This is a genomic window from Ensifer sp. 22460, from assembly GCF_052044935.1.
Classification (GTDB): Bacteria; Pseudomonadota; Alphaproteobacteria; order Rhizobiales; family Rhizobiaceae; genus Ensifer.
The window spans coordinates 76475-88813 of sequence record NZ_JBQENZ010000011.1 but is presented as its reverse complement, the minus strand read 5'-3'; the positions used below and the strand labels follow the sequence as shown (position 1 = coordinate 88813).

Below are 12339 nucleotides of genomic sequence, written 5' to 3'. Positions count from 1 at the left end.
GTGACGCGGCGAGGAACAGCCTCGTTATTGCTCCAGACGCGCCGGGCTGAACTTCGATGGGTCGAGACCGACCGCGTCAAAGCCTTCCGGGGGCGAGGTGCCGACGACGAGGTTCGCGGCGAGTGCGCCGAGCGCCGGTGAGGTCAGGATGCCGTAGCCGCCCTGGCCGGCGAGCCAGAAGAAATCCGGTCGGTCGCGGGCAAAGCCGATGACCGGCAACTTGTCGGACGAGAAGCTGCGCATGCCGGCCCAGCTCTTGAAGATGCGGCGAACCGGTACGGTCGTTGCCTCTTCGATGTAGTGCGCCGCCCAGGCGACGTCGATTTCCTCGGGCTGGACGTCGGCCGGCTCGCAAGGGGTGGCGTCGGCCGGCGAGGCGAGCAGCCGCCCACCCTCGGGCTTCATGTAGAAGTCTTCATCGATCTCGTTGATCTCCGGCAAGGTGAGCGCATCGATGCCTTCGGGAAGATCAACGGTGATCGCCGTGCGGCGATGCGGCACGATACCGACGGGGGCGACGCCGAACAGGTCCGCAACCGGATCGGCCCAACCGCCGGCGGCGTTGACGATCGTCTTTGCGCTGACATTGCCGGCACTTGTCGTGAGCACCCAGCGATCGCCATCCCGATGCGGCGCCAGCACGTCCGAGCGTTCGACGATCGTGGCGCCATGCCGCCGTGCGCCCCTGACGTAACCCTGCACGAGGTTCTCGACTTCGATGTCCCAGAAATGCGGATCGTAATAGGCCGCGGCAACGTAGTCACGCCGGAGAATAGGCACGCGTGCGATAACTTCGTCGATGGTCAGCCTTTGGATCTCGGCATTGGCGCGACTTTCCTCGGCGAAGACCTCTTCGAAGCGATCAATCTTCTCGGCGTTGGCGATCATGACGCCGCCGCGCTGCTTGAGCAGCGCCACCTCGGAGAACCCCTCAGGCGGATTGTCGAAGAAACTTTTGGAGATCGAAGCGAGCGCGCAGACCTCGGGCGTATTGTAGCGCAGGACAAACTCTGCGGCCGAGCGGCCGGTGCTGTGATAGCCGAGCCCTTCCTCCCGCTCGATCACCACGACGGAGCGATGTGGTGTCAGGAAATAGGCGAGTGACAGGCCGGCGATCCCGCCGCCAATGATTGCCACATCGTAGTCTCGCATGTCCCGCCTCCATTGGTTGTTGGCGGGACCATAGGCAAGCTGCCAACCGCGTTCAAATTTATAACCGGAAAGGTGGCTATCAATTCTGATGATGGTCAGGCTGTCTCGTCGAGACAGTGGTCGAGGGGCTCGGTATCGGCGACATGGGAAAGAAAAGCAGCCTCCGCCGGATTGAGGATCGCGTTCGGGTTGGAAATGCGAAAGACATCAGTCGTCGGCAGGTCGGTGTAGGGCGGCAACTGCCAGAGCTGGCCCTCCGCAACGGCTGGCGCCGCCAGGTGGTCGGGCAGCATGCCGATGCCGACATTGGAGGCGATCAGCCGCATGACCTCTTCGACATTGCAGGAGACGGCGCGGACCTGCTGGCCGAAGGATCCGACGGCACGCACCGCCGTCACCGAGTTCATATGCTGCCCGCCAAGCACGTCGGCGATGAAGGCGATATAGGGATTGCCCCTGAGATCGTTGAAGTCGACGCCTTGAACGCCGAACAGCGGATGATCGCGGCCGCAGTAGAGCGCGTAACGTTCGCGTACATGGAAGCGTTTGTTGAGCCAGTCGGGTATGTTGCCGTCGCAAAGGCCGATGGTCGCGACGTTTCGCTCGACGGCGCTTAGAACGTCGACCGTCGTCGCGACAGTGACCGATAGCGTCACCTTGGAGTGCAAACGGAAGAAACTTTCGAGCTTGCGGTCCCAGGCAGGGTTGTGGGCGTGGCTGACTGAGTGGATGTTGAGGTGGCCGGTGATTTCCTCTCCGGCGATCTCCAGTACGTTCGGCAGCCGAATGACGGCCGCGAAGATATCGCGGCATTGGGCATGCAGGCGGGCGCCGGCATCCGTCAGGTTGAAGCGCCCGGGACGTCTGTCGATGAGCTTCTGGCCGACGGTCTGCTCCAATCGTTTCAGCGCCATGCTGACGGCCGGCTGCTGCAGGAGCAGGCGGTTCGCGGCGGCGGTGATGCTGCCTTCCTCGACAAGCACGACGAAGGTGCGCAGCAGATTCCAGTCGAGATTGTGGGCGAAGCGTTCGAGGCGGTCATTGGCCATGGTCGTGGCTTGCTTTTGATCTCTGGCGTTGCACTGGCCATTCGCTCCACGGTGGTGGCCCGAAGGACTTGAGTTCTTGTCGTCATATTTCAGCGATTTTGCAACACGGGGCCATTCCCTGAACGCATGAGGCGGTGCCTCAATTTCGTTTGAAACGGCATGCACCCCTTGCGATAACATGAGCCGAATAATCCGATGGGAGAGAAACATGGCCGGCAAGACGCAATTTCAATGGGATGATCCGTTCCTGCTCGAAGATCAGTTGACCGAGGACGAACGTATGATCCGCGACACGGCGCGGGCCTATGCGCAAGACCGGCTGCAGCCGCGCGTCATCGACGCCTATCGCGAAGAATCGACCGATCCGGAGATCTTCCGCGAGATGGGCGAGCTCGGCCTGCTCGGCGTGACCGTCTCGGATACCTATGGCGGCGTCGGCGCTTCTTACGTCGCCTACGGCCTTGTCGCGCGCGAAGTCGAGCGCGTCGACAGCGGCTACCGCTCGATGATGAGCGTGCAGTCTTCGCTGGTGATCTATCCGATCTATGCCTATGGCTCTGAAGAGCAGAAGCAGAAGTATCTCCCGAAGCTCATCAGCGGCGAGTGGATCGGCTGCTTCGGCCTGACCGAGCCGGACGCCGGCTCCGATCCGGCCGGTATGAAGACCCGCGCCATCAAGACCGAGAGCGGCTACCGCCTTGTCGGCTCGAAGATGTGGATTTCCAACGCGCCGCTCGCCGATGTCTTCGTCGTCTGGGCGAAGTCGGAAGCTCATGGCGGCGCTATCCGCGGCTTCGTGCTCGAAAAGGGCATGAAGGGCCTTTCCGCTCCGAAGATCGCCGGTAAGCTGTCGCTGCGCGCCTCGATCACCGGCGAAATCGTCATGGACAATGTCGAGGTCGGCGAAGAGGCGCTGCTGCCGAATGTGGAAGGCCTCAAGGGTCCGTTTGGCTGCCTCAACCGCGCCCGCTACGGCATTTCCTGGGGTGCGCTCGGTGCCGCTGAATTCTGCTGGCATGCCGCGCGCCAGTATGGCCTCGACCGCAAGCAGTTCAACCGTCCGCTGGCACAGACTCAGCTCTTCCAGAAGAAGCTTGCCGACATGCAGACGGAGATCACGCTCGGCCTGCAGGGCTCGCTGCGTGTCGGCCGCCTGATGGACGAGGGCCGCATGGCCCCGGAAATGATCTCCATCGTCAAGCGCAACAATTGCGGCAAGGCGCTCGATATCGCCCGCATGGCCCGCGACATGCACGGCGGCAACGGCATCTCCGAGGAGTACCAGGTCATGCGCCACATGGTGAACCTCGAGACCGTCAACACCTACGAGGGCACGCATGACGTCCATGCGCTGATCCTCGGCCGCGCCCAGACCGGCCTCCAGGCCTTCTTCTGAGCGGCACGATCATGGAAGCGCCGCTGAAGGGCATTCGTGTCCTGGAACTGGCCCGCATTCTCGCGGGCCCCTGGATCGGCCAGACGCTGGCCGATCTTGGTGCCGACGTCATCAAGGTGGAAAGCCCGGCCGGCGACGACACCCGCACCTGGGGCCCGCCCTTCGTCGCGGGCGAAGATGGCGAGAAGCTCGATGCCGCCTACTTCCACGCCTGCAACCGCGGCAAGCGCTCCGTGGTGCTCGATTTCACCACGGAGGAGGGACAGGAGGCCGTGCGCCGCCTTGCCGCCCAGTCGGACGTTCTCCTCGAAAACTTCAAGGTCGGAGGGCTCGTCAAATATGGTCTCGACTACGAGAGCCTGAAGAAGATCAATCCGCGGCTGATCTATTGCTCGGTCACGGGCTTCGGCCAGGACGGTCCCTATGCTCATCGCGCCGGCTACGATTATATCGTCCAGGGCATGAGTGGCATCATGGACCTGACCGGTGAGCCCGATCGCGAGCCGCAGAAGATCGGCGTTGCCTTCGCCGATATCTTCACCGGTCTCTACGGTGTAATTGCCGTCCAGGCGGCGCTTGCCCAGCGCGAGCGCACCGGCGAGGGACAGCAGATCGACATGGCGCTGCTCGACTGCATGACCGGCGTTCTTGCCAACCAGGCGCTGAACTTCCTGGTCTCCGGCAAGGCGCCGCGCCGGCTCGGCAATGCCCACCCGAACATAGCGCCCTATCAGGTCTTCCCGACCTCCGACGGCCACCTGATCGTTGCTGTCGGCAACGATCGGCAGTTCGTGAAGTTCTGCACGTTGCTCGACCGCGCCGATCTGGCGACCGACGAACGTTATCTGACCAACGCGCTGCGCGTGCAGAACCGCGACACGCTGACGCCCGAACTGGCAGCCGAAACCGTGAAGATCGAGCGCGACACTCTGTTGACGTTGCTGGAAGATGCCGGGGTGCCCGGCGGGCCGATCAACACCGTCGCCGACGTCTTTGCCGATCCGCAGATCGAGCATCGGAAGATGCGGGTGGATACGCCGCATTCGGGCGCTGCCGCCGGTACCTCGCCGGGTGTGCGGACGCCGATCCGCTTTTCAGCGGCCGAGCTTGCGCTGGACCGCGGCGTACCGCGGCTTGGAGAGCACACCGACGAGGTACTCGCCGAGATCGGGATGCAGGTCCCGAAGGCGGGCTAACGCAAGGTGAGGCCCCGAAGGCGCTTGTTAAGACACCACCTGAGAAAATAGCAAAAACCCCGGAAATCCTGGAGATTTCCGGGGTTTTTCCGTTAGGCCTTGAGTGCGCGGTTGAAGACGCGCGACAGCCGTTCGGCAAAAGCGCGCGGATCCTGCGGCTTGTCGCCATCGAGCACGCGCGCCTGGTCGAGCAGGAGTTGTACGGCATCCGTTCGAAAAGCTGTATCGCCGGCAGGGCTGGCGGCCATCGCGGCGATCAGTGCGTGGTTCGGGTTAACTTCGAGGATCGGCTTGGCCGCATCGTCAAGACGGCCGGCGCCTTGCAGCATCTTTTCGAGCTGGCGATCGGGACCGTGTTCCGGCGCGACCAGGCAGACGGCACTTTCCGTCAGGCGGTCGGACGTGCGGACATCGGAGACCGCCGCGCCCAGGGTCTCCTTGGCGAAGGCAACGAAGTCGATGACCAGCTGGCTGGCCTTCGGCGGCTCTTCCTTGTCGCCTTCAGACTTGGCGATATTGCTGAGATCAGCCGCCCCTTGGGTGATCGACTTCAGCGGCTTGCCGTCGAAGTCCGGAGCCGAGGTCACCCAGAAGCTATCGACCGGATCGGTCAAGAGCAGCACTTCGATGCCGCGGGCGCGGAAACCTTCGAGCTGCGGCGAGGCCTTGAGCTGGCCGAGATTGTCGCCCGTCAGATAATAGATCGCCGACTGGCCTTCCTTCATGTCCTTGACGTAGTCGGCGAGACTGCGCTGGCCTTCATCCGAGGTGGTGGTACGGAAGCGTGACAGAGCGATCAGTTGTTCGCGGCGCTCGTAGTCCTCGTAGATGCCTTCCTTCAGCACGCTGCCGAAGTTCTCCCAGACCTTGGCGAAGCTCTCCGGTTCGTTTTCCGCCAGCTTCTCGATCGCCGTCAGCACGCGGTTGGTCACGCCCTTGCGGATACTTGCCAGCAGCGGGCTTTCCTGGATCATCTCACGCGAGACGTTCAAGGGCAGGTCGGACGTATCGACGAGGCCGCGCACGAAGCGCAGGTAGCGCGGCAGCAATTCCGCCTCGTCGGTGATGAAGACGCGTTTGACGTAGAGCTTCATCCGGCCCTTGCGGTCCGGGTCGAAGAGGTCGAAGGGCTTCGAGCCGGGCACGAAGGCAAGTGCGGTATATTCGTGACGGCCTTCGGCGCGGAAATGGACGGTCAGGGCCGGATCGTCATACTGCCCGGCGACGCCACGGTAGAAGTCGGCGTAGTCTTCCTTGGAAATCTCGCTCTTCTGCTTGGTCCAGAGGGCCGTGCCGTCGCCGACGGAAACCGGCTCGGCCCCGGGCTTCTCGACGATCGAGATCGGCACCGGCACATGGCCGGACTGATCCTTGACGATGCGCTCGACGGTCCAGCGCGACGTGTAGGTCTTGGCATCCTCCATCAGATGGAGCGTGATGCGCGTACCGCGCGCCGGAGCGTCCGCAAGTTCGGCGGCAGCAACGGTGTAGCTGCCCTTGCCGTCGGAGGACCACAGCCAGGCGTGTTCGGAACCGGCGCGACGCGACACGACATCGACCTTGTCGGCGACCATGAAGGCGGAATAGAAGCCGACGCCGAACTGACCGATAAGCTGTGCGCCTTCCTTGCCCTGCGCGGCCTCGATGCGCTCCATGAAGGCCCGCGTGCCCGAGCGGGCAATCGTGCCGAGCGCTTCGACCAGTTCATCACGGCTCATGCCGATGCCGTTGTCGTCGACGACGAGACGGCTGTTTTCCTCATCGAGCGTCAGCGTGATGCGCGGGGTGGGGTCTCCGGCAAGAAGCTCAGGCGAGGCGATCGCTTCGTAGCGCAGCTTCTCGCAGGCGTCCGCGGCGTTCGAAATCAGTTCGCGGAGGAAGACGTTCTTGTCGGAATAGACCGAATGCACCATCAAATGGAGCAGTCGCGCCACATCGGCTTCGAAGACATGTTTCTCTACGGACATTTCGGTTTCGCTCATCGCCTTGGCAACTCCTTGTGCTTTGCGCCCCAATTGGCAAGCTGCGTCCAGAATTTCAAGGGTCGTCTTGCGTGGTACCCATTTCTGTATGATGCTGCACTGCGAAGGAACGCTGAAAACTGGCCAACGTATGCTCCTTCCACGGGGTCCAAGGCGACGGTTCGCTATGCCGACAAATCGCCGTAACACTCCACTGTTATGCTCCTGCGACCTGAGCAGACGTTCTTGGGTCACCTATGTCGAGTTCATACCGCAGCTCTGCCACCCGTCTCTTTGACTAAAGTCAATGCGAGACGAATTGCATTGTTCTATTGGCTTCAAGCAGCGGGGCCGGCCTTCAATCGCACCGAGGAGTGGACACTATGCCCAAGCATTCCACCATCCCGACAATACCGACATTCGCCGATGCCTATTCCTATTCGCTCGATGCCTGGCAGCGCTCGGTCCTTTTTCTCGACGTGATGCGGCAGCGCGGCGCGCAATATGAGGAGCACCGGACGCAGACCGCTCCGAACGTGCTGGAGTTCGAGGCTCGGCTTGTCGGCGACGGACGCACGCTCGCTCGGCCGGTGAACTATGCGCTGGTGAGCATCGTTCCTCCCGAAGGTGTCGTGGCCGACCCGTCGAAGCGCCCCTTCGTCGTTGTCGATCCCCGTGCGGGTCACGGGCCCGGCATCGGCGGCTTCAAGGCAGACAGCGAGATCGGCGTGGCGATGAAGGCCGGCCATCCCTGCTATTTCATCGGCTTCCTTCCTGATCCGGTTCCCGGGCAGACGATTGAGGATATTGCTCTTGCAGAAGCCGTGTTCCTCGAAACCGTCATCGCTCGCCATCCGGATGCTGACGGGAAGCCCTGCGTGATCGGCAATTGCCAGGCGGGCTGGGCCGTGATGATCGTTGCTGCACTCAGGCCGGAACTCTTTGGCCCCATCATCATTGCCGGCGCGCCGCTTTCCTACTGGGCCGGCGTCAAAGGGCAAAACCCGATGCGCTATTCCGGCGGGCTCCTCGGCGGTAGCTGGCTGGCGGCGCTGACCGGCGATCTCGGCGCCGGCGTCTTCGACGGCGCCTGGCTGGTTCAGAATTTCGAGAACCAGAACCCGGCCAACACGCTTTGGACCAAACAATACAATCTCTATTCGAAGATCGACACGGAGGCCGCCCGCTACCTCGGCTTCGAGCGCTGGTGGGGCGGGCATGTGACGCTGAATGCCGAGGAAATGCAGTTCATCGTCGATGAGCTGTTCGTCGGCAACAAGCTCGCCGCTGGCGAAATCCGGACGTCCGATGGAACGGCGATCGACCTTCGCAATATCCGCTCGCCGATCGTCGTCTTCTGCTCGAAGGGCGACAACATCACCCCGCCGCAGCAAGCGCTCGACTGGATCCTCGATCTCTACGACAGCGTCGACGAGATTCGCGCCTACGGCCAGACAATCGTCTATACCGTTCACGAGACTGTCGGGCATCTCGGCATCTTTGTGTCCGCCGGGGTCGCGCGGAAGGAGCATGACGAATTCGCATCCAACATCGAGTTGATCGATGTGCTGCCGCCAGGACTCTACGAAGCGGTGCTGACGCCGGCAGCCAATGTGGCTGAGGGCAGGGACCTTGTGTCCGGCGAATGGCTGATGCGCTGCGAGGCGCGAACGCTCGACGATATCCGCGCGCTCGGTGGCAACGATATCGAGGACGAACGTCGCTTCGCCGCCGCGGCGAAGCTTTCGGAAGTCAACCTGGCGCTCTATCGCACCTATCTACAGCCGCTGGTCAAGGCGGCGGCAACGCCGCCCGTGGCGGAGGCGATGCGGAACATGCATCCGCTGCGGCTGCAATACGCACTGTTCGGGCAGGACAACCCCTTCATGCCCTGGATGTCGGCGCTTGCGGACCATGTGCGCGAGAACCGCGAGCCTGCGGATGCAAGCAACCCGTTCATCGCCTGGCAGGAGGCCCTGTCGCAGCAGATCGTGGACGGCCTCGACACCTGGCGGCGGACGGCCGAGTATCTATCGGAACAGAGCTTTCACGCCATCTACGGCGCTCCGACACTCCAGGCCGCACTCGGCATCGACACGAATTCGGACCAGCCGCCGCGCAAGGCTGAGAAGAGCCTGCTTCATCAAGCGCTCGTCGAGGCGCGGATTGCCGAGCTCAGGACGAGATTTGCAGAAGGCGCTACGTGTGAAGGCCTTGCGCGGTCGTTGATTTTCGTCGGCATGGCGCGTGGCGGCGCCGACGAGCGCGGGCTCGAGGCAGTTCGCAGGCTTCGGCGTGCCCATCCCTCGGCGAAGCAACTGACACTAGCCGATTTCAAGGCGGTAATGCGCGAGCAGTACTTCATGTTGCTGATCGACGAGGACGCTGCCCTGGCGGCGCTTCCGAAGCTGTTGCCGGAAGCGATCGAGGAGCGTCGCGCGGCCTTCACCGCTCTTCGCGAGGTCCTCGAGGCCTCCGGTGTGCTGACAGGTCTTGCGGCCGAGCGGCTGCAACGGGTGGCGGCGCTGTTCGGGTTGGACAGCGAGCCGCCGGTGGCGATCAACGCCGGCAAGGTCGTCCGCAATCGTGCCGCATCCTGATCGAGAAGGAGCTTCGACATGTCCGAGGAAACCGCACTGCCGCTTGAGCAGTCCAAATACGATCTGCTGATTGCCACCGCGCGAGACGAAACGCCGGCGGTCACCATCGTCGCGCACCCTTGCGACGAAACCTCGCTGCGTGGCGCACTTGAGGCGGCCGAGACGGGACTGATCAAGCCCGTGCTCGTCGGCCCGGAAGCGAAGATCCGCAGCATCGCTGCCGAACACCGGCTCGACCTCGGCAACTCAGAGATCGTCGACGTGCCGCACAGCCATGCGGCGGCGGCGAAAGCGGTGGCGATGATCCGCGAGGGCCGCGGCGAGCTTCTGATGAAGGGCAGCCTGCATACGGACGAGCTGATGCGCGAGGTTGCTGCCTCCGCAACGGGTCTTCGGACCGATCGGCGGATCAGCCATGTCTTCATCATGGATGTGCCGGGCCATGCCGAGACGCTGTTCATCACCGATGCCGCCATCAACATCTTCCCGGACCTCGAGGCCAAGCGCGACATCGTGCAGAACGCCATCGACCTCTGGGTTACGATCGGTCTTGGCGAGCCGCGCGTCGCCATTCTTTCGGCTGTCGAGACCGTGACGACGAAGATACCGTCGACGATCGAGGCGGCGGCGCTGTGTAAAATGGCGGAGCGCGGCCAGATCACCGGCGGCCTGCTCGAGGGCCCACTTGCCTTCGACAATGCGATCGACCCGGAGGCAGCACATATCAAGGGCATCAAGTCCCCGGTTGCTGGCCGGGCGCAGATCCTGGTGGTGCCCGATCTTGAGGCCGGCAATATGCTGGCGAAGAATCTCACCTTCCTGTCCCATGCCGACGCCGCCGGCATCGTCCTTGGCGCCCGCGTGCCGATCGTGCTGACCTCGCGGGCGGACTCCGTGCGCACGCGCCTTGCTTCCTGTGCCGTGGCTTCGCTCTATGCGGCAAGGCGACGCGCCGCCCAAGTTGCGGCGGTGTAGCCATGGATGCGCTTCTCGTCGTCAATGCAGGATCGTCCAGCCTGAAGTTTCAGGTTTTCGGGATCACGGATGCCGGTCTCGAACGCCGGGTGAAGGGGCAGATCGGCGGCATCGGTACGCGACCGCGCCTGCAGGCGAAAGCGGCCGACGGAACCGTGCTGGTCGATCGCAACTATGAAGCCGACGTCGTCGGCGACCTGCCGGCGGCGATCGCCGCGGCGCGGGACTGGCTGTTGGCGCTTCAGGGCTTCACCTTGCGTGCGGTCGGTCACCGGGTGGTACATGGCGGGCCCGACTATGCCGAGCCGGTGCTCATCGATGCGACAGTGCTGGATCGTCTGGCGAGCTATCAGGATCTCGCGCCGCTGCACCAGCCCAACAACCTCGCGCCGATCCGTCAGGCCATGGCGATCAATCCGGATGTGCCGCAGGTCGCCTGTTTCGATACCGCCTTCCATCACGGCCACCCGGAAGAAGTGAACTGCTACGCCATGCCGCGTAGCTTCTATGACGAAGGCGTTCGGCGCTATGGCTTTCACGGCCTCTCCTACGAATACATCTCGGAGCGCCTGCGGGACGTGGCGCCGGAGGTGGCACTTGGCCGCGTCATCGTTGCGCATCTTGGCAGTGGCGCCTCGATGTGTGCCCTCTACAACGGCCACAGCATCGAGAGCACCATGGGCTTCACCGCGCTCGACGGCTTGCCGATGGGAACGCGGCCTGGCCAGCTCGATCCGGGCGTCGTGCTTTACCTGATCCTCCAGCGCGGCATGAGTGCCCAGGCCGTTTCGGATCTGCTCTATCATGAGGCAGGTCTGAAGGGGCTCTCCGGTGTGTCGAACGATATGCGCGATCTTCTCGCAAGCGAGGACCCGCATGCCAAACTCGCCATTGATCACTTCCTCTATCGCAGCGGGCTCAATGCCGGGATGCTCGCGGCCGCGCTCGGCGGCATCGACGCTTTCGTCTTCACGGCGGGTGTCGGCGAGAACTCCGCTCAGATCCGCGCCCGCATCGCGGAGAACCTCGCCTGGCTCGGAGCCGAACTCGATCCGGCCGCGAACGCGGCGGGTGCCACGCTGATCTCCACGCCTTCAAGCCGCGTCGCGCTCTACGTCATTCCAACCGACGAGGAATTGATGATCGCGCGCCACACACTGGCGCTACTTCGAACTCGTGCAGCCTGATCCATCGGAGACAATCCATGTCCATTCCTGTCGCCAAGGCCAAACTTCTGGATGGCCGCAAAGGTCTGATCGTCGGCATTGCCAACGATCGGTCGATCGCCTGGGGCTGCGCCCGCGCCTTTCGCGCCTTCGGGGCGGAAGTGGCCGTCACCTATCTGAACGACAAGGCAAGGCCCTATGTGGAACCGTTAGCGCGTGAAATCGAAGCGCCGCTGTTCCTGCCGCTCGACGTGGCCGTTCCGGGCCAGATGGAAGCCGTGTTCGAGGAGATCGACAAGACCTGGGGGGAGCTTGATTTCCTCGTGCACTCGATCGCCTTTTCGCCGAAGGATACGCTCGGCGGCCGCGTGGTTGACGTGCCCCGCGAAGGGTTCCTCAAGACCATGGACATTTCCTGCTGGTCCTTCATCCGCATGGCGCATCTCGCCGAGCCGCTGATGAAGAATGGCGGCACGCTTTTCACCATGACCTATCACGGCTCACAGGTGGTGGTGGAAAACTATAACATCATGGGTGTTGCCAAGGCGGCGCTTGAAAGTGCGGTCCGCTATCTGGCAGCCGAACTCGGCCCCAAGGGCATCCGCGTCCACGCGATCTCGCCCGGAGCGCTTGCGACGCGCGCCGCTTCCGGTATCCCGGAATTCGACGCGCTGCTCGAAAAGACGAAGGTCAAGTCGCCGTCGCGCGAACTCGTCGATATCGACGATGTCGGCGTTGCGACGGCCTTTCTGGCGCATGACGCCGCCCGGCTGATAACGGGGCAGGTGCTCTATGTCGACGGTGGCTACCACATCATCGACTAGCTGCTGGCTGGCCGGCCGGT

The 12339-nt window shown here is 63.2% G+C and carries 9 protein-coding genes; 6 read left to right on the top strand and 3 right to left on the bottom strand.

Annotation, left to right across the window (positions count from 1 at the left end):
- Positions 1-24 precede the first annotated feature (24 nt).
- Entirely contained in the window at positions 25-1152 is a 1128-nt protein-coding gene (locus ACTJKM_RS15790; RefSeq protein ID WP_058326333.1) for an NAD(P)/FAD-dependent oxidoreductase, read from the bottom strand.
- A gap of 95 nt (positions 1153-1247) precedes the next feature.
- Positions 1248-2201 (bottom strand): LysR family transcriptional regulator, encoded by a 954-nt coding sequence (locus ACTJKM_RS15785; protein ID WP_113398807.1) that lies wholly within the window; start codon positions 2199-2201, stop codon positions 1248-1250.
- Positions 2202-2409: 208 nt separating this feature from the next.
- On the opposite strand from ACTJKM_RS15785, the gene ACTJKM_RS15780 reads away from it, so the two are divergent.
- A complete protein-coding gene (locus tag ACTJKM_RS15780) occupies positions 2410-3597 on the top strand; it encodes an acyl-CoA dehydrogenase (protein ID WP_058324966.1) in 1188 nt (395 codons plus the stop codon).
- A gap of 11 nt (positions 3598-3608) precedes the next feature.
- Positions 3609-4793, top strand: a complete 1185-nt coding sequence (locus ACTJKM_RS15775) for a CaiB/BaiF CoA transferase family protein (protein ID WP_113398806.1) — start codon at positions 3609-3611, stop codon at positions 4791-4793.
- Between the two features lie 92 nt (positions 4794-4885).
- Here the strand turns inward: ACTJKM_RS15775 and htpG are convergent, their stop codons facing one another.
- The gene (gene htpG / locus ACTJKM_RS15770) at positions 4886-6775 is read right to left on the bottom strand and encodes a molecular chaperone HtpG (RefSeq protein ID WP_058324964.1); all 1890 of its coding nucleotides are present in this window, start codon (positions 6773-6775) and stop codon (positions 4886-4888) included.
- Positions 6776-7137: 362 nt separating this feature from the next.
- Here htpG and ACTJKM_RS15765 point away from each other — a divergent pair, with 362 nt between their 5' ends.
- Genes ACTJKM_RS15765 through fabI form a run of 4 tightly spaced genes read left to right on the top strand, consistent with a single transcriptional unit; the run spans position 7138 to position 12319 of the window.
- Positions 7138-9354, top strand: coding sequence for a DUF3141 domain-containing protein (locus ACTJKM_RS15765; RefSeq protein WP_058326330.1), 2217 nt, complete (start codon positions 7138-7140; stop codon positions 9352-9354).
- 18 nt (positions 9355-9372) lie between these two features.
- Positions 9373-10329, top strand: coding sequence for a phosphate acetyltransferase (locus tag ACTJKM_RS15760; protein ID WP_440637280.1), 957 nt, complete (start codon positions 9373-9375; stop codon positions 10327-10329).
- Positions 10330-10331: 2 nt separating this feature from the next.
- Positions 10332-11516, top strand: coding sequence for an acetate/propionate family kinase (locus tag ACTJKM_RS15755; RefSeq protein ID WP_440660585.1), 1185 nt, complete (start codon positions 10332-10334; stop codon positions 11514-11516).
- A gap of 17 nt (positions 11517-11533) precedes the next feature.
- Positions 11534-12319: an enoyl-ACP reductase FabI gene (gene fabI, locus ACTJKM_RS15750; protein WP_058326327.1), complete on the top strand. Its 786-nt coding sequence runs from the start codon at positions 11534-11536 to the stop codon at positions 12317-12319.
- Positions 12320-12339: the final 20 nt, after the last annotated feature.

What these genes read in the sequence shown, in the direction of transcription:
- ACTJKM_RS15785 (WP_113398807.1), bottom strand. Translation starts at nt 2,201, where the DNA reads ATGGCCAATGACCGCCTCGAACGCTTCGCCCACAATCTCGACTGGAAT.
- ACTJKM_RS15775 (WP_113398806.1), top strand. Translation starts at nt 3,609, where the DNA reads ATGGAAGCGCCGCTGAAGGGCATTCGTGTCCTGGAACTGGCCCGCATT.
- ACTJKM_RS15765 (WP_058326330.1), top strand. Translation starts at nt 7,138, where the DNA reads ATGCCCAAGCATTCCACCATCCCGACAATACCGACATTCGCCGATGCC.
- ACTJKM_RS15755 (WP_440660585.1), top strand. Translation starts at nt 10,332, where the DNA reads ATGGATGCGCTTCTCGTCGTCAATGCAGGATCGTCCAGCCTGAAGTTT.
- ACTJKM_RS15790 (WP_058326333.1), bottom strand. Translation starts at nt 1,152, where the DNA reads ATGCGAGACTACGATGTGGCAATCATTGGCGGCGGGATCGCCGGCCTG.
- fabI (WP_058326327.1), top strand. Translation starts at nt 11,534, where the DNA reads ATGTCCATTCCTGTCGCCAAGGCCAAACTTCTGGATGGCCGCAAAGGT.
- ACTJKM_RS15780 (WP_058324966.1), top strand. Translation starts at nt 2,410, where the DNA reads ATGGCCGGCAAGACGCAATTTCAATGGGATGATCCGTTCCTGCTCGAA.
- ACTJKM_RS15760 (WP_440637280.1), top strand. Translation starts at nt 9,373, where the DNA reads ATGTCCGAGGAAACCGCACTGCCGCTTGAGCAGTCCAAATACGATCTG.
- htpG (WP_058324964.1), bottom strand. Translation starts at nt 6,775, where the DNA reads ATGAGCGAAACCGAAATGTCCGTAGAGAAACATGTCTTCGAAGCCGAT.